Source organism: Hymenobacter swuensis DY53 (assembly GCF_000576555.1).
GTDB lineage: Bacteria > Bacteroidota > Bacteroidia > Cytophagales > Hymenobacteraceae > Hymenobacter > Hymenobacter swuensis.
Genome location: NZ_CP007145.1, coordinates 1,932,921 through 1,950,523, shown reverse-complemented (window position 1 = coordinate 1,950,523; position 17,603 = coordinate 1,932,921). Strand labels below are relative to the sequence as shown.

The following is a 17,603-nucleotide window of genomic DNA, read 5'->3' as shown; positions in this document are numbered from 1 at the left end:
CTTTTACCCCCGGTTCCGGCCCGCCCGCAGCCGGCTCAGCGACTCGGGTGTAATGCCCAGATAGGCGGCAATATGTCGCTGCGGCAGCCGCCGGGCCAGCGTGGGATAGAGCTGTTGAAACTCCCGATATCGTACCTCGGCCGGGGCGCTTAGTACCCCAATCAGCCGGCGCTGCATAGCCACTAGGCTCCGCTGCAGCAACTCGTAAAAAAGAGCCTGAAACTCCGGTCCAAATGCTGAGAGCTGCGCGTAAAATCCGGCCCCAAACAGCAGCACCTCCGAGTCTTCCAGCGCATCAATGGCAAACAGGGCGGGCTCGTGGTGGCGCAGGCTGTGCTGATCGGCAATCCACCAGTTCTCGGGGGCAAACTGCAGGATGTGTTCCTTGTGCCGCGTATCCGTCACGTAGCTGCGCAAACAGCCCCGCACCACAAACACCCCGAAGCGGGCCAGCTCGCCCTGCCGCCCCAGCACCTCTCCCTTCGCCAGCCGCCGCGGCGTCAGAAGGCTAGCCAAAGTGGTAAACTGGGTTTCGGTAAGCGGGAGCTTGCCGTGGAAATACGTGCGGAGGGCGTCAAGCATGAGGCTAAAATTAGAGCTAAGAATAAAAGCTAGTTTCCCTCCTTGGAAAGGAGGGGCTAGGGGTGGTTAATTCGTTGAACGGTTACTAGAGTTAATTTCTAGTTGATATTCTAACGCAGGTCAACCACCCCTAGCCCCTCCTTTCCAAGGAGGGAAACTAGTTTTCTAGCTTCTTATAAGCCGTACGTGAGCTGCAGATAATATAGACCGCCCACGCTGGGGCCACCGAGGTAGCTCACGTAGTAGTGGTTAAGTACGTTGCTGGCTCCTAGCTTGAAGCGCAGGTTGGGTTCGGGCAGGCGGTAACTGAGCTGGGCGTCGAGGGTGCCGTAGGCGGGCACGTAGCCGGTTACCAGGAAGGTTTGGGAGTAGTAGCACTGCTGCCAGTGGTAGTTGAGGCCAAAACCGAAGTTGTGGGCCACGTTTTCGTTGCCCAGGCTCACGTTGGCGGCCCAGCGCGGCGTGTTGAAGCTGTCCTCCAGCCCGTCGCCCGACTCGGTGCGGCGCAGGCGGGCGTAGGTGGCACTGGCCCCGGCCAGGTAACCTCCCGCCACCTCGTAGCGCAGTCCTAATGAGCCGCCGTAGTTGTACACCCGGCTGCGGGAGTTCGTCCAGAGGCGGTAGCGGGCCTGACCGGCGCGGGCGCTTAGGGCAGTGGCTATGGGGTTGAGGTCGGAGCCGGGGGGCAGGGGCTGGCCGGTGGCATCCAAAGGCACGTAGGCTTCCACCTGGGCAATAAAGTCGCGGTAGGTGTTGGAGTAGAAATCCACGTCGGCCAGCAGGCGGCCGCCGGGCAGCAGCGCCGCTTTGTAGCCCAGCTCGATGGAGTTGATGTGCTCGGGCCGCAGGTAGGTGTAGGGGTTCTTCACTAGCAGGCCCTGGTTCTGGCTGATGGCCTGGCTGCGCGAGAGGCCGCCGGTGTTCACGCCCCGCGTCACGGCCGCATTAAAGGCATCAATGGAGCTGCGCAGGTAGCTGTTCTCAAACACCCCGTCCGACATCACCCGGAGCCCCCCAATGCGCTTCACCTGCCCGCTGTTCACGTTGGAAAACCCTTCAAACAGGCTCGGAAACCGGTAGCCGCTCTGATAGCTTACCCGGAAGTTGTGGCGCTGGGTGGGCGAGTACACGGCCGTGAGGCGGGGGTTGAAACGGGTGCTGAAATAGTCGTTCTTATCGGCCCGCAGCGTGGCCGTCAGGCGCACTTTCTCCTGCCACAGCCGCGCCCCGGCCTGCACGAAGCCGCCGGTTTTGCCATACGTGAGCGTGCTGTAGGGGTCCTCCCCTTTTTCGGGGTTGATGAAGTAGTTGCCGTCGGGCTGAATGAAGTAGGTGCGGTGGTCGAGGCCCAGCAGCACGTCAGCCCAAGCAGGCAGGCTTTTGCCACCGCGCCGGCGCAGGGCTTCGCCGAGGTTCAACTGGCCTTCCAGGTGCAGCAAATCGGCCTGCACACGCAGGGCCGCGCCCTGGTCCCAGTTGTTGATGTCGGCCAGCTCGCGCAGGCGCTGCTGGAACTCCGGCGTGCCGGGCTGCAGACGACCAGCATCGGCGGCGACGCGGGCCGCGGCGTGGGCCTGCGCAACCGACTGGCCGGCCTGCGCGGCGGCGTTCCAGGCGGCGGTGTAGTCCTGGTTCCAGCGGGCATCGGGCTTGAAGCTGCGGTCCAGGTTTTCGGCCATGCTGCGCAGGTTGTAGCTGCGGCCGGTATTTTCCTGCGTGAAGTAGGCGCGGGCCTGCACCACGGGGCTGGTGAGCTGCAACGCGTGCTGCTGCAGGTGGTAGTTCTCTAGCCGGAACCGGTTGCTGCGCTGGTACACGTTGTCGAAGTTGGCCCCGCGGTAGGTGTAGGCCAGCTCTGTTTTGCCCGAAAGCTTGTAGTGCAGGGCCGCGTCGTACTTCAGGGTTTGCAGCTGGTAGTCGGTCACGTCCTGCTCCCGGTAACCGGTGCGGGCTACCTGGTAGCTTTTACCCCCCAGCGTCAGCGTCGAGCGGTTCGACGATTCGTTGCCGTAGCTGCTCACCGGGTCGCGGGCCGGGTTATCGGCCCCCAGCAGACCCGTGGTGGCGTTGCCGTTGGGGTTGATGTCGGTCGGGTCGCGGGCAATCCAGTCGTAGCCGCGCAGGTAGGTGCCGTTCACCTTCACCGCCCACTTCGGGCCCAGCACCCGGGCGTAGCGCACACTCGTTTCGGAAAAGGTGTGCGCGCCGGTGGCCGGGTCGTTGAGGTGGTTGATGCCCACCTTCTGCTGCACGCTCAGGCCGGGGCTGCGGAACGGGTTGCGGGTGCTGAAGTTGACCAGCCCGTTGATGGCGTTGAGCCCGTACAGCGCCGCGGCCGTGCCCGGCACCAACTCCACCGCCTGAATATCCAGGTCGCTAGGCCCCAGCACGTTCCCGATGGGCCCGCCAATGTGCGGGGCCTGGTTGTCGATGCCGTCCACGAGCTGAGCGAAGCGCACGTTGGTGGTGTTGCTGAAGCCCCGGGCGTTCAGCACCCGAAACCCCAGGCTGGGCGTAATCATCTGCACGCCCTTCAGGTGCTCAATGGCGTCGAAAAACGAGGCCGCGGGCGTAAGCCGCAGCTGCCGGGCGTTGAGCTTCTCCACTGTTACGGGCGACTGCAGGATGCTTTCCTCCACCTTCGAGGCCGTCACCACCACCTCCCCCAGCCGCGTGGTGTCGGCGGGGGTCTGGGCGTGGGCCAGTATCGGAAGCAACAACAGAGCAGGCGTAACGTGTTTCATGCGTTATATTTTCCCAAACATAACGAATAACTGGGCGGGAGGTTTTCACGCAGTGGCTCGCAGTAGTTTGCGGAGGCCGCTCACTGCGAGACACTATGCCAACCACCGCGAGCCACTGCGCGAAAACCAACGCTAAAACAGCCGCGCCGCCTCCGCCGCCATAAACGCCTGAAAACGAGTCTGCAGGGCCTCAAACTCCGCAATCAGGGCTTCCCCCTCGGGCGTTACCACGGTGCCGCCGCCGCGCTTGCCGCCGGTTTGGGTGAGCACCAAAGGCCGCGAACCCTGGGCGTTCAGGGACGACACCAAATCCCAGGCCCGCTTGTACGACATGCCCATTTCCTGCGCAGCTTTCGAGATGGAGCCGTGCTGCTGAATCTGGCGCAGCAATTCCAGCCGCCCGATGCCCATGAACCGGTCGTCCGCAGATTCCACCCACAGGCGGCCGGTGAGGCGGAAGGTCAGGTCGGGGCGCAGCAGGTCTTTCATACGGGCAAATATCGGGGTTTGGGCGAGGGTTGGAAATCGTAGAGCAGAGTTTAGCTCATCCGTACCAAAACAGTGTTTGCAACCCGCTTAACGCCAATTTAAGATGACGCTACTCCGAGCGGAGGCCGGGGTTTGAAACCGGAGAGCAGCGCCATCCGGCATGGTTGAAAGGTAGTGGCAGCGGTATACTGGGTTTTTGACCTACCGCCGGGGTCATTTCCTCGCTTTGATCAACCGACCCTTTCCGATGGAGCAAACTGCCCCGCAAGGACTATACCGCCCCGAATTTGAACACGACGCCTGCGGCACTGGCTTTATTGCTTACGTGGACGGCCGCCGCTCGCACCAGATTGTGGCCGATGCGCTGACGATTCTGGAAAACATGGAGCACCGCGGGGCCTGCGGCTGCGACGCCGACTCCGGCGACGGGGCCGGCCTGCTGCTGCAGCTGCCCCACTGGTTTCTGCTGGAGGAGTGCACCACGCTGGGCATCCGCCTGCCCGAGCCCGGCGAGTACGGCGTGGGCATGGCCTTTCTGCCCAAAAACGAGGCCCTGCGCCACATCAGCCGCGACCTTATTAACCAGGCCGCCGCCCGGCTGGGCTTCCCGGTGCTGGGCTACCGGCCGGTGCCGGTGAACCCCGCCGGCATCGGCCCCACGGCCCTGGCCGCCGAGCCGGCCGTGGAGCAGGTGTTTGTGGGCCGACCCGCCGGCGTGCACACGCCCGAGGAGTTTGAGCGCAAGCTCTACGTGCTGCGCCGCCTCATCAGCCACGAAACCGCCGCCCAGCTGCCCCAGGAGGAAGTCTACTTCACGTCGTTTTCCTGTCGGGTTATCATCTACAAGGGCCAGCTGACGACCTACCAGGTGCGCGGCTACTTCCCCGAGCTGTCAGACCAGCGCGTAACGTCGGGGTTGGGGCTGGTGCACAGCCGGTTTTCCACCAACACCTTCCCCAGCTGGCGGCTGGCCCAACCTTTCCGGCTGCTGGCTCACAACGGCGAAATCAACACCCTGCGCGGCAACCTCAACTGGTTTTACGCCGGCCTGCCCTCCTACCTCTCGCCCTACTTCTCGGCCGAGGAAATGGAGATTCTGCTGCCCGTCATCGACTCCGGCCAGTCGGACTCAGCCTGCCTCGACAACATTGTGGAGCTGCTGCTGCACTGCGGCCGCAGCCTGCCGCAGGTGATGATGATGCTGGTGCCCGAAGCCTGGGACGGCAACGAGCAGATGGACCCGCTCAAAAAGGCCTTCTACGAGTTCCATGCCACGTTTATGGCGCCCTGGGACGGCCCCGCGGCGCTGCTGTTCACCGATGGCCGCATGGTAGGGGCCATGCTGGACCGCAACGGCCTACGCCCCCTGCGCTATGCCGTCACCGACGACGGCCGGGTGCTGGTGGCCTCCGAGGCCGGGGTGCTGGGCGCGGGCCTGCCCGAGGCCCGGGTGGTGCGCAAGGGCCGCCTGCAGCCCGGCAAAATGCTGCTGATTGATACCGTGGCGGGCCAGATTATCACCGACGAGGAGCTGAAAACCCAGGCCGCCAGTTGTCAGCCCTACGGCCAGTGGCTGAGCGAGTACCAGATTCGGCTGGAGGAGCTGCCCGAGCCCCGACTGGTGTTTACCGATTTGTCGGCCGAGTCGGTGTTCAAGTACCACCAGGTGTTCGGCTACACTCGCGAGGACATCGACACCATTCTCACGCCCATGGCCGTGGAGGGCAAGGAGCCCATCGGCTCCATGGGTGTCGATTCGCCGCTGGCGGTGCTGTCTGACCAGCCCCAGCACCTGAGCAGCTACTTCAAGCAGTTCTTCGCCCAGGTCACCAACCCGCCCATTGACCCCATCCGGGAGCGGCTGGTGATGAGCCTGGCCACCTTCATCGGCAACAACGGCAACATCCTCGACGAGGACAAGATGCATTGCCACTGCGTGGCCCTGCGCCAGCCCATCCTCACCAACCACGAGCTGGAAAAGCTGCGCAGCATCGATACGGGCCTGTTCAACGCCAAAACCATCAACACCTACTTCCGGGCCGATGGCAAGCCGGGGGCGCTGGCCGCCGGCCTGGCCCGCCTCTGCCGCTACGCCGAGGATGCGGTGGACGACGGGTTTGAGGTGCTGATTCTGTCGGACCGAGCCCTGGACTCGGAGCACGCCGCCGTTCCCTCGCTGCTGGCGGTATCGGCGGTGCATCACCACCTGATTCGGAAGGGTTACCGGGGCTCGGTGGGGCTGGTGGTGGAAGCCGGCGACGCCTGGGAGGTGCACCATTTTGCCTGTCTGCTGGCTTTCGGGGCCACGGCCATCAACCCGTACCTGGCGCTCAGCACCATTCGCACCCTGCACTACGAGGGCCGGCTGGGCGCGGGTCTGAGCGTGCCCAAGCTGGAAGCCAACTACCAGAAGGCGGTGTGCGACGGGCTGCTGAAAATCTTCTCCAAAATGGGCATCAGCACCCTGCAGAGTTACCACGGCGCGCAGGTGTTCGAGATTCTGGGGCTGAACCGCGAGGTGGTGGACCAGTACTTCACCGGGGCCGTGACGCGCATTGGCGGGCTGGGGCTCGATGAAATTGCCCGCGAAACGCTGTTCAAGCACTTCCAGGGCTTCAGGAGCAGCACGCTCGAAGAGCAAAACCTGCTGCCCGAGGGCGGCGTGTACCAGTGGCGGCGGCGGGGCGAGGCCCACCAGTTCAACCCCGAAACCGTGCACCTGCTGCAGCACGCCACCCGCACCAACTCCTACGCCACCTACCAACGCTACGCCCGGCTGGTGAACGAGCCTGGCAAAGGGACCTTCACCCTGCGCGGCCTGCTGGATTTTGCCCACCACCGCCCGGCCGTGCCGCTAACGGAGGTGGAGCCGGCCGAAAGCATTATGCGGCGCTTTGCCACCGGGGCCATGTCGTTTGGCTCGATTTCGCACGAGGCCCACAGCACCCTGGCCATTGCCATGAACCGCATCGGGGGCAAGAGCAACACCGGCGAGGGCGGCGAGGACCCCATGCGCTACGAGCAGATGCCCAACGGCGACTCCATGCGCTCGGCCATCAAGCAGGTGGCCTCGGCCCGCTTTGGCGTCACGGCCCACTACCTCACCAACGCCGACGAGCTGCAGATCAAGATGGCCCAGGGTGCCAAGCCCGGCGAAGGCGGCCAGCTGCCCGGCCACAAGGTAGACGAGTGGATTGCGAAAGTGCGCCACGCCACGCCCGGCGTCGGCCTCATCTCGCCCCCGCCCCACCACGACATCTACTCCATCGAGGATCTGGCCCAGCTGATTTTCGACCTCAAGAATGCCAACCGCGCCGCCCGCATCAACGTGAAGCTGGTGAGCAAGGCGGGCGTGGGCACCATTGCGGCCGGCGTTGCCAAGGCCCACGCCGACGTGATTCTGATTGCGGGCTTTGATGGTGGCACCGGCGCTTCGCCCCTGAGCAGCATCCGCCACGCCGGGCTGCCCTGGGAGCTAGGCCTGGCCGAAGCCCACCAGACGCTGGTGCGCAACCAGCTCCGCAGCCGCGTGGTATTGCAGGCCGACGGCCAGCTGAAAACCGGCCGCGACCTGGCCATTGCCACCCTGCTGGGGGCCGAGGAATGGGGCGTGGCCACTGCCGCGCTGGTGGCCGGGGGCTGCGTGATGATGCGCAAATGCCACCTCAACACCTGTCCCGTGGGCGTGGCCACCCAGGACCCCGAGCTGCGCCGCCTGTTCAGCGGGCAGCCCGAGCACATCGTGAACCTGTTCCGCTTCCTGGCCGAGGAGCTGCGCGAAATCATGGCTGAGCTGGGCTTCCGCACCGTGAACGAGATGGTGGGCCGGGCCCAGTTCCTGAAGCCTCGCCCCGACATCACGCACTGGAAAGCCCGCCACCTCGACCTGCGCGACCTGCTGTACCTGACCTCCCCCGCGGCCGGCAGCACCCTGCACCAGAGCGAGGCCCAGGACCACGGCCTCCAGCACATCCTCGACTGGCAGCTGCTGGAGCACGCCCGTCCGGCCCTGGACTTCCAGCAGCCCGTGCGGGCCGATTTTGCCGTGTGCAACACCAACCGCACCATCGGCACGCTACTTTCCAACGAAATCACCAAGCGCTACCACGCCGCCGGGCTGCCCGAGGGCACCATCGAGTACACCTTCCGCGGGTCGGCGGGGCAGAGCTTCGGGGCCTTCAGCGTGCGGGGGCTGAGCTTCCGACTCGAAGGCGAGGCCAACGATTACGTGGGCAAGGGCCTGAGCGGGGCTCGCCTCATCATCCACCCCGCCCCCGACGCCCGGTTTGCGCCCGAGCAGAACATCATCATCGGCAACGTGGCGCTGTACGGGGCTACTTCTGGCGAGCTGTTTGTGCGCGGGCAGGCCGGGGAGCGGTTTGCGGTGCGCAACTCCGGGGCCACGGCCGTAGTGGAGGGCGTGGGCGACCATGGCTGCGAGTACATGACGGGCGGCCGGGCCCTCATCCTGGGCCGCACCGGCCGCAACTTCGCCGCCGGCATGAGCGGGGGCATTGCCTGGGTGTACGACGCCGACGGCTCCTTCCCCCAAAATTGCAACCCCGAAATGGTGGAGCTCGACCCACTCGACGCCGATGACGAAACCCACATCCAGCACCTGCTCCGCCAGCACCACGAGCTCACCGGCAGCCAGTTGGCCGCCTTCCTGCTCGCCAACTGGCCCGAGGAAGCCGGCAAGTTCGTGAAGGTGTTCCCGAGTGAATACAAAAAGGTGCTGCAGAAGGCCCGGGTAGCGGTGGGGTAACGCCAATGGCTGTAGAGACGCGACACTTCGCGTCTCCCGTCAGAACGAGCCGCCAGAACGCACACCAGCAGGCCCGGGCCACCAGCACCACGCACCAAAAACAACATCAGCAACGACGAGACGCAAGATGTTGCGTCTCTACAACCGCCAACGTCGTCTGGCTCCCCCTCTCCCCCTGGAGAGGGGGCCGGGGGGTGAGGCACCACGCACATGGGCAATAGCATCGGTTTCAAGGAATTTCAGCGGGAACTGCCCGCCAAAGCCGCCCCGCAGGAGCGCGTGGCGCACAACCGCGAGTTTGTGGGCCAATACGCCGACACGCAGCTCCGGCAGCAGTCGGGGCGGTGCATGGAGTGCGGCATTCCATTCTGCCACGCGGGCTGTCCGCTTGGCAATATCATCCCCGAGTTCAACGACGCTGTGTACCGCCAGGACTGGGAGCTGGCCTATCAGATTCTGAGCTCCACCAACAACTTCCCCGAATTTACCGGCCGTATCTGCCCCGCGCCCTGCGAATCGGCCTGCGTGCTGGGCATCCATGCCGCACCGGTGGCCATTGAGGAAATCGAGAAGCACATCATCGAAACGGCCTTTGCCCGGGGCTACGTGCGGCCCACCGCGCCAGTGCTCAAAACCGGCAAATCGGTGGCCGTGGTGGGCTCGGGGCCGGCCGGGCTGGCGGCGGCGGCCCAGCTGGTGCGGGCCGGCCACGCCGTAACGGTGTTCGAGCGCGACGACCGGCCCGGCGGCCTGCTGCGCTACGGCATCCCCGATTTCAAGCTGGATAAGTGGGTGATTGACCGCCGCCTGCGCCTGCTGGAAGAAGACGGCGTACAGTTTCGCTGCAACACCGAAGTGGGCCGCGACCTGACAGCCCAGGACCTTACGGCGCAGTTTGATGCCGTAGTGCTGGCTGGCGGGGCCCTGGTGCCCAAAGACCTGCCCCTGCCCGGCCGCGAGCTGCCCGGCATCCACTTCGCCATGGACTACCTCACCCAGCACAACCGCCGCGTAAGTGGGCTGCCGCTGTCGGAAACCGAAATTCAGGCCACCGGCCTCGACGTAGTGGTAATCGGCAGCGGCGACACCGGCTCCGACTGCGTGGGCACGGCCAACCGCCAGCAGGCCCGCTCCGTCATGCAGTTTGCCCTCATGCACCAGCCCACCCCCGAGCGGCCCCACTTCGAGCCCTGGCCCCACTACCCCACGGCCGTGTTCCGCACCAGCACCTCCCACGAGGAAGGCTGCCAGCGCTACTGGGGCATCAACACCAAAGCCTTTCTCAGCGACGACCAAGGCCGCCTGCGGGCCCTGCTGGTCACCGACGTAACCTGGGAAACCGACGTACTGGGCCGCCGCCTCGCCTTCACCGAAATCGAAGGCTCGGAGCGCGAAATCCCCTGCCAGCTGGCCCTGCTGGCCCTGGGATTCGCCTCCCCCCGCTACGAAGGGCTGCTACAGCAGCTCGGCGTGGCCCTCGACGACCGGGGCAACGTGCGTACCCCGTCCGATTCTGACTTCCTCACCTCCCAGCCCAACGTCTTCGTGGCCGGCGACATGCGCCGGGGCCAGTCGCTCGTCGTATGGGCCATTTCCGAAGGCCGCGAAGCCGCCCGGCAGGTGGACTTGTTCCTAATGGGCAAAACTGCCCTACCCAGCAAAGACACCGTAGGCATGTTTGGATAAGGCTGTCTATCATCCTGAGCATGTCGCGCATCAAGCGAGGACGAAGGACCTTATTGCGCCAGAACCAGTCGTTGTTACGGCACTGTTCTGACGTGATAAGGTCCTTCGTCCTCGCTTGATGCGCGACATGCTCAGGATGACAGGTGTTAAACACAAACCGCCCGCTGATACCAGCGGGCGGTTTGTGTTTCTTGCCAGATTAAAACGGCGGTGGGCCGTCATCGAAGTTGCTGCGGGGGAAGGGCTGCGCGGGTGGCGGGCCGTCGTTGTTGATACGGGAGCCGAGGCGGATGGTGTTCGGGGCGAAACCGGACTGGTCGTCGTCGAAGGTGCTGGTGGGGAAAGCGCCGGGGTTGAAGCCCGCGTCGCCGAAGCCGCCGCCGGCCCCGTCGAGGTCGGCAAACTTGGTGAACTTACCGATGAACTTGAGCTGCACGCTTTCCAAAGAGCCGTTCCGGTGCTTGGCAATGATGACCTCGCCGGTGCCTTGGGTCGGGTTGCCCATCTCATCCTCCGTAATCTTATAGTACTCGGGGCGGTAGAGGAAGATTACCATGTCGGCGTCCTGCTCGATGGACCCCGATTCGCGAAGGTCACTGAGTTGGGGCTTTTTGTCGCCACCGCGCGTTTCCACCGAGCGGCTCAGCTGCGACAGGGCCAGCACCGGCACGTTCAGCTCCTTGGCAATGCCCTTGAGGGCCCGCGAAATCGAGGCAATTTCCTGTTCACGGTTACCGCCGCCCTTGCCGTCGGTGTTGCCGGTCATCAACTGCAGATAGTCGATGATGATCATCTGGATATCGTGGTGGGCCTTGAGGCGGCGGCACTTGGTGCGCAGCTCCCGGATGCTCAAGCCCGGCGTATCATCGATATAGATGGGGGCCGATGACAGGCTGGAAATCTTGTGGTTGAGCTGGGCCCACTCGTAGTCGGCCAGGTTGCCCTTCTTGATCTTCTCGGAATCCAGCTCCGCCTCCGCTGAAATCAGACGATTCACGAGCTGCAGCGAGGACATTTCCAGCGAGAAAATGGCCACCGGCTTCTTGAACTCCACCGCCGCATTGCGCATGGCCGACACCACGAAAGCAGTTTTACCCATACCAGGGCGCGCAGCAATAATCACCAGGTCAGATGGTTGCCAGCCGGAGGTTACGCGGTCTAGGGCGGAGAAGCCGGAGGGCACGCCGGTGAGGCCGTCTTTCTGATCCTTCTTTTCTTCCAGCTCCTTGATGGCCTTGCCCATCAGGCTGCGCATGTCATCGAAGTTCTTGCGGATGTTGGATTCGGACACTTCAAACAACGACTGCTCGGTGGTATCGAGCAGGTTGAATACGTCGGTGGTGTCCTCGAAGGCGTCGCGCTGAATGTCGGAGGCAATGCGGATCAGCTCCCGCTTGATGGCGTTTTCGGTGATGATGCGGGCGTGGTACTCGATGTTGGCCGCCGAGTTGACCTTGAACGTGAGGTTGGCCACGTAATGCGCGCCACCGGCTACTTCCAGCTCGCCCATTTCCCGCAGCTCATGCGTGACGGTCAGAATATCAATGGGTTCCGACTTATCGAACAGGTTCAGGATGGCCTTGAAGATGCGCTGGTGGCCGTCTTTGTAAAAGCTCTGGGGCTTGAGGATGTCGATAACCGTAGTAAGGGCATCCTTTTCCAGCATGAGCGCCCCCAGCACGGCGGCCTCCAGCTCGGGCGCCTGGGGCGGCAGCTTGCCCGACGCGCCGCCCATAGGCAGCTGCGCGGGGCGGCTGTTCCAGGCCGCTTTGGCGCGGGTCCCAGCTTGTTTCAGACGGTCATCCATCGAGTCGTTCATCACTTGGGTAAGCACTACAAGGTAAGCAGGTTGGGCCGGTTCCGGCCGGAATTTCTTCCAGCTACCCCTGATTTTTGCCCAAGGGGCTACAAAGCTAACGGCTGGGCTCTACAATCCCGGAGTGGCACAAAAGGTTTCTTTTTCGTAGAGACGTGGCGTTCCTCCCTCATTCTCCCTGCCGCAAAAAAACACCCCGTACCTTTGCAGCCCTATTCCTCTTTATTACCGAATGGCTGCTACTCCTTCTTCCCTCCAACGCCTGCACCTGATTGCAACCGGGGGCAGCATTATGCACAACCTGGCCCTAGCCCTGCACCAGCGCGGCGCTCAGGTAACTGGTTCCGACGACGAAATATTTGAGCCGGCCAAAAGCCGACTGGCTAGCGCCGGTCTGCTGCCGGCCCAGGAAGGCTGGTTTCCGGAGAAGATTACAGCTGACCTCGACGCGGTAATTGTGGGCATGCACGCCCGCCCCGACAACCCCGAGCTTTTGCGCGCCCAGGAGCTGGGCCTGCGCGTGTACTCCTTCCCCGAGTTCATCTACGAAGCCTCCCGCGACAAGCAACGCATTGTTATCGGCGGCTCGCACGGCAAAACCAGCATCACCTCCCTCATCCTGCATGTACTGCGCTACCACGGCCGCAAGTTCGACTATGCGGTAGGCGCGCAGCTGGAAGGCTTCGAGCTAATGGTGCAGCTGACCGACGACGCGCCCATCATCATCATTGAGGGCGACGAGTACCTGTCCTCCCCCATTGACCGGCGGCCGAAGTTCCATTTGTATCAGCACCACATCGGGGTAATTTCCGGTATCAGTTGGGACCATATCAACGTGTTCCCGACGGAGGAAATCTACCGGGAGCAGTTCCGCATCTTCGCTGAGATGACACCTAAAGCAGGTGTGCTCATCTATGACCAGGACGATGAGCAGGTGCAACTGGTAACGGTGCCCAGCTCGCCCGCCGTGAAGTACATCGGCTACGGCCCCCACGAGCACGTCATCCGCAACGGCAAAACCTTCCTGCTCAACAAGAAAGAAGAGGAAGTGCCCGTGCAGGTGTTCGGCGAGCATAACCTGCGCAATATTTCGGCGGCCAAGGAAGTGTGCAAGCAGCTGGGTATCAAGGGCAAAGAGTTTTATGAAGCATTAGGCACCTTCAAAGGCGCGGCGCGGCGGCTGGAGCTGGTAAAGGAGGGCCCGAATTCGGTGGTATACAAGGATTTCGCCCATGCCCCCAGCAAGCTTAAGGCCACCGCCACGGCCTTCAAGAAGCAGTTTCCACAGCGCCGGCTGGTGGCCTGCCTGGAGCTGCACACCTTCAGCTCCCTCAACCCGGCCTTTCTACCCCAGTACGCCCACACCTTCGACGCGCCCGACGTGGCGGTGGTGTACTTCAACCCGCAGGTGCTGGCCCACAAGCGCCTGCCTGCTTTGCCGCCCGAGGCCGTGCAGCAAGCCTTCCAGCGTCCCGACCTGCGCGTATTTACCGATAGCCGGGAGCTGGCTGCCTTCCTGCATGAGCAGAACTGGCAGCACGCCAACCTGCTGATGATGACTTCAGGTACCTTCGACGGACTGGACCTGAACCAGCTGGCGGCCGAAGTGACCCAATAACTTACGCTTGTCTGTCGGCCGGCTTTTCCGTGAAGTGCCGGTTGGCAGTTGAGCCGTCAACGCATGAAACATACCATTCTGCTCCTGCATGGGGCTCTGGGCTCGGAAGCGCAGCTGAAGTTTCTGAAGCGGGAACTGCCTCCGTTCTATGATGTGCATTCCTTTTCTTTCACTGGCCACGGTGGCCGGCCGCTGGCGACTACTGGTTTCTCGATGAAGGAGCTGGCGCAGGAAATCCGACAGTTTATTCTCGCCCACAACCTGCCGCCGGTACACGTATTCGGGTACAGCATGGGTGGCTACGCAACCCTGACGGCCGCTGTGGCATGGCCGGAACTATTCAGCAGCATCACCACGCTGGGTACTAAATTTGACTGGACGCCGGGTACTGCGGCGCTGGAAACCCGCTTTCTGGACGCGGCCGGTATGCGGGAGAAAGTGCCGCAGTTTGCCAGCCAACTGGAGCAACTGCACGCCCCTACCCCGCTACCCGAGCTGCTGGCTGCTACCACGGGCCTATTGCGCGGCCTCGGGGATGCGCCGCTGCTCACGGCAGCTAACTTGGCCGAACTGGAAGTACCTGTACAGGTGCTGGTGGGCGAGCTGGACACAACGGCCGGCGTGGATGCCTCCCGCTCCTACGTCGACCACATGCCCCGTGCCACTTTCGAAATTATCATGAACACGCCCCACCCGCTGGAAAAAGTCAACCCCGATTTGCTGGTGAACCGCATCGCACGGTTTGTGGAGTTGGTGGAGGAAGGCATGGTGTAGCACGTAGTATTGGTTTGCTCAACCGCTTGCCTTTTATCCGCTATAAGCACAACAGGCCCCGCCAAATTGACGGGGCCTGTTGTGTAATATAGTGCGCTTATTCAGCGGTGGTGATATGGACGACGCCGCTTCCTAATCGCCGAAACCCTTCTCGAGTGGGTTGCCAATCGGGGTCGGCGCCTTGTATAGAGGCCACCACAGCTTCGTCGGAAGTAAGCTGATCTACTAGGAATCCTTGTTCGGTGAGCAGCGCGCGGGCTTTTATCAGTTGCGGCTCCTCTACTGCCGGCGACAGTTGCAAATGGTAGCGAACCAGCTGAGTGCTATTGACGGTGGAATTGTTGTGCATGGCTGGGAAAGGAAAGTAAGTAGCCCAGTGTATACGCACATCAACTGTTCTAGACCAAGTTCTTTACCCTAAAAATCCCCGGCTACTGCGGATTTTCCGGTTTATCCGCAGCCGGCTTTGGACGCCGCTTATCCGTAGTAAGCAGTAGGGCCAAAGCCGTGAGTGAAAGGCGCATAATCCATTTGCGGCTAAGCATGGCTATTTGCGTACGAAAAAGGTGTTGTTGGATTCCACACGCAGGTCGCAACGGCTGCCACCGGAGTTTTCCTCGCAGGTGGTGCCCACAATTTCATTTTTCTCGAAGTTGAAGAAACAGAACGTGCAACCTACGCCCGTAATAATGTAGCGGGCCGAGTTAGAAGGCAGATACAGGCTGTTGTCCGACGACGTTTGCAGCGGCAGGGCCATAGCCCGGTACATGCCGTTGCGCAGCCCCATACCCACTAGGTAGTACACCGCCTTATCCTTGGGCGTTTCCTGCACTTTGCGGATAACGGTTTTGTCGATGGCCGTACCGTCGCCGAACTGCCGGGTAAAAGCGGCGGAAAGCTGCTCGCGGGGCATGATATAGCGAATTTTCCCCTCGGCTACTTCCGCTATCTGTTTGCTGACTACTTCGCGCTTGCGGCGCATTTCGTCGGTATCGGTGGTGGGGGTGCTCATTTCCGGAAAGCCCCGCTTGGAGGTTTCACAGGCACTCAAGCCCGCCAGCAGCACCGTTACCGGTACAGAGGCCAGCGCAATACGCAGAATACGATTCATCAGGATAGGTTCAACCAGCCAAGTTTAGCGGGCTTTGTAGTAAGTACGGGCTTCCGGCAACTCCTTTTGAATACCCGCAATACGGGTGCCGTTGGAAGGGTGCGTAGAAAGGAACTCGGGGGGTGAGGCAGCATTCTCGCGGGCATCCATGCGCTGCCAGAACTGCACGGCCGTATCAGGGTTGTAGCCGGCCATAGCCATAAAAATCAGCCCCAGGTGGTCGGCTTCCGACTCCTGGCTGCGGCCGTATTTCAGCAACCCCAGCGAAGAACCTACGCCCACCGCCTGCAGAAACACATTCTGGGTAAGCGTGGGCGTTTGCCCTACGGCCGCTGAAGCAATACTGCCCAGGTTCTGGGCCGCCATCTGCTGGCTCATCCGCTCCGAACTGTGGCGGGCTACGGCGTGGGCAATTTCGTGGCCCATTACCACGGCCAGGCCGGTTTCATCCTGGGTGATGGGCAGAATGCCGGTGTACACGGCCACCTTGCCGCCGGGCATGCACCAGGCATTTTCCTGTTTGTCATCGAGGAGGTTGAACTCCCACTGGTAGCCTTCCAGTTGCGCCTGCTCGCCGCGCTGGCTGAAATACTGCTCCACGGCCTGCTGAATGCGCAGGCCCACCCGCTTTACCATAGCCGCCTGTTCCCCGCTGGTCACTACCCGGCTACTGGAAAGCACTTTCTGATACTCCGTGGCTGCCATCGTATTCATTTCGGTGTCGGAAACGAGGCTGAGCTGCCGCCGGCCGGTGATGGGAACCGTGGCGCAGCCCGCGGCTACGAGCAGGCAGCTGGCGAGGGCAATTTTCTTGAGCATGAGAGTAGGCAATTGAGAGAAAGGAAAGCGGGAACGGAACCGGTCCGCAAGCAGACACTTGCTGGCCCGGGGTACTATACGTGCGGCGGTGGGCAAAATGTTTGCGCGGCGGCCTACAGCCGTAAAAAGGAGCCCGGTTGAGGTTTCCGGCCCACGAATTAAACGCTATTTTTGACCGCCTGCCCGCCTTTATTACCGGTCGCATGCCCTTTGGCCGTCTTCGGGCGGCCGTTACACTTCCAACTCCCTGAGCATGAAAATCCTCTGCATCGGCCGCAATTACGCCGACCATATTGCCGAACTCCAGAACGAAACGCCCGCCGCGCCCGTCATCTTCGCCAAGCCCGACACGGCTTTGCTCCAGCGCAACCAGCCCTTCTTCCTGCCCGATTTCTCCCAGGATATTCACTACGAAGTAGAGCTGGTGCTGCGTATCTGCAAGAATGGCAAGAACATCGAGGAGAAGTTTGCGCCCACTTATTTCGACGCCATCGGGCTGGGCATTGATTTCACGGCCCGCGACCTGCAAAGCCAGCTCAAAAGCAAAGGCCTGCCCTGGGAACTGGCCAAGGGCTTCGACGGCTCGGCCCCAATTTCCCAGGAGTTCAAGCCCGTAGCCGAATTTCCCGACCTGAAGAACATTGATTTCCGGCTGGAAGTAAACGGCGAGGTGCGCCAACAGGGCAACTCCAGCCTCATGCTCCACGATTTCTCGAAAATCATCAGCTACATCTCCCAATTCATCACCCTGAAAATGGGCGACCTGATCTTCACCGGCACCCCCAGCGGCGTCGGCCCCGTCAAAATCAACGACCAACTGGTGGGCTTCATCGGTGAGGACAAGATGTTTAACTTAGCCGTGAAGTAGGCCTACGGAACGTCATTGAAGTAGGTCTGTTGAACGTCATTCCGAGCCCCGCGACTAATCTCGCGTGCTGACGTTGCCAGGCTAACCACCAAGCTTCATCGGGCGTCCGATTTCCACTGTTCCGGCTGAACGATTCACTAGCCCAGGGTTTAAACCCTGGGCTATGGAGCGGTTATCACCACAACGTCAGCCCGCGAGATTCCCCGGCAAGCCCGGAGTGACGTGCTGCGTTTACAAATCCGTTCACCATTTCCCATCCGCCAAGGCACGATTGTGCCGGGTTGCGGCGTTGCTGCGGCACCGTTTTCCTTTCCTTCTGCTGCCGATTTCC

At 62.3% G+C, this 17,603-nt stretch carries 12 protein-coding genes; 5 read left to right on the top strand and 7 right to left on the bottom strand.

The genetic code is table 11. The features are described from left to right. Positions 1–3: 3 nt before the first annotated feature. The 3 genes from HSW_RS09710 to HSW_RS09700 all read right to left on the bottom strand — a co-directional run bounded on the left by HSW_RS09710 (position 4) and on the right by HSW_RS09700 (position 3,815). Positions 4–582: a Crp/Fnr family transcriptional regulator gene (locus HSW_RS09710; RefSeq protein ID WP_044001774.1), complete on the bottom strand. Its 579-nt coding sequence runs from the start codon at positions 580–582 to the stop codon at positions 4–6. 173 nt (positions 583–755) lie between these two features. Continuing rightward, positions 756–3,326, bottom strand: a complete 2,571-nt coding sequence (locus tag HSW_RS09705) for a TonB-dependent receptor (RefSeq protein ID WP_044001773.1) — start codon at positions 3,324–3,326, stop codon at positions 756–758. A 132-nt stretch (positions 3,327–3,458) separates the two neighbouring features. Continuing rightward, complete coding sequence (locus HSW_RS09700; RefSeq protein WP_044001772.1) at positions 3,459–3,815, bottom strand: winged helix-turn-helix domain-containing protein; 357 nt, start codon at positions 3,813–3,815, stop codon at positions 3,459–3,461. A 247-nt stretch (positions 3,816–4,062) separates the two neighbouring features. Here HSW_RS09700 and gltB point away from each other — a divergent pair, with 247 nt between their 5' ends. Both gltB and HSW_RS09690 read left to right on the top strand, forming a co-directional pair. After that, positions 4,063–8,580 (top strand): glutamate synthase large subunit, encoded by a 4,518-nt coding sequence (gene gltB, locus HSW_RS09695; protein WP_044001771.1) that lies wholly within the window; start codon positions 4,063–4,065, stop codon positions 8,578–8,580. A gap of 210 nt (positions 8,581–8,790) precedes the next feature. Continuing rightward, positions 8,791–10,266, top strand: a complete 1,476-nt coding sequence (locus HSW_RS09690; protein ID WP_044001770.1) for a glutamate synthase subunit beta — start codon at positions 8,791–8,793, stop codon at positions 10,264–10,266. Between the two features lie 199 nt (positions 10,267–10,465). On the opposite strand, the gene dnaB is transcribed toward HSW_RS09690, so the two are convergent. Next, positions 10,466–12,001, bottom strand: coding sequence for a replicative DNA helicase (gene dnaB / locus HSW_RS09685; protein WP_231501398.1), 1,536 nt, complete (start codon positions 11,999–12,001; stop codon positions 10,466–10,468). 313 nt (positions 12,002–12,314) lie between these two features. Here dnaB and HSW_RS09680 point away from each other — a divergent pair, with 313 nt between their 5' ends. Next, positions 12,315–13,700 (top strand): UDP-N-acetylmuramate--L-alanine ligase, encoded by a 1,386-nt coding sequence (locus HSW_RS09680; RefSeq protein WP_044001768.1) that lies wholly within the window; start codon positions 12,315–12,317, stop codon positions 13,698–13,700. A 63-nt stretch (positions 13,701–13,763) separates the two neighbouring features. Continuing rightward, positions 13,764–14,474, top strand: coding sequence for an alpha/beta fold hydrolase (locus tag HSW_RS09675; protein WP_044001767.1), 711 nt, complete (start codon positions 13,764–13,766; stop codon positions 14,472–14,474). 97 nt (positions 14,475–14,571) lie between these two features. On the opposite strand, the gene HSW_RS09670 is transcribed toward HSW_RS09675, so the two are convergent. From HSW_RS09670 to HSW_RS09660, 3 genes are all read right to left on the bottom strand, one after another. Further along, positions 14,572–14,823 (bottom strand): hypothetical protein, encoded by a 252-nt coding sequence (locus HSW_RS09670; protein ID WP_044001766.1) that lies wholly within the window; start codon positions 14,821–14,823, stop codon positions 14,572–14,574. 198 nt (positions 14,824–15,021) lie between these two features. Further along, positions 15,022–15,585 carry a hypothetical protein gene (locus HSW_RS09665; protein ID WP_044001765.1) on the bottom strand — a complete coding sequence of 188 codons (564 nt, stop codon included), beginning with the start codon at positions 15,583–15,585 and terminating at the stop codon, positions 15,022–15,024. Between the two features lie 24 nt (positions 15,586–15,609). Further along, positions 15,610–16,404: a M48 family metallopeptidase gene (locus HSW_RS09660; RefSeq protein ID WP_044001764.1), complete on the bottom strand. Its 795-nt coding sequence runs from the start codon at positions 16,402–16,404 to the stop codon at positions 15,610–15,612. A 253-nt stretch (positions 16,405–16,657) separates the two neighbouring features. Between HSW_RS09660 and HSW_RS09655 the strand changes: the two genes are divergently transcribed. Then, a complete protein-coding gene (locus HSW_RS09655; RefSeq protein WP_044001763.1) occupies positions 16,658–17,272 on the top strand; it encodes a fumarylacetoacetate hydrolase family protein in 615 nt (204 codons plus the stop codon). Positions 17,273–17,603 lie beyond the last annotated feature (331 nt).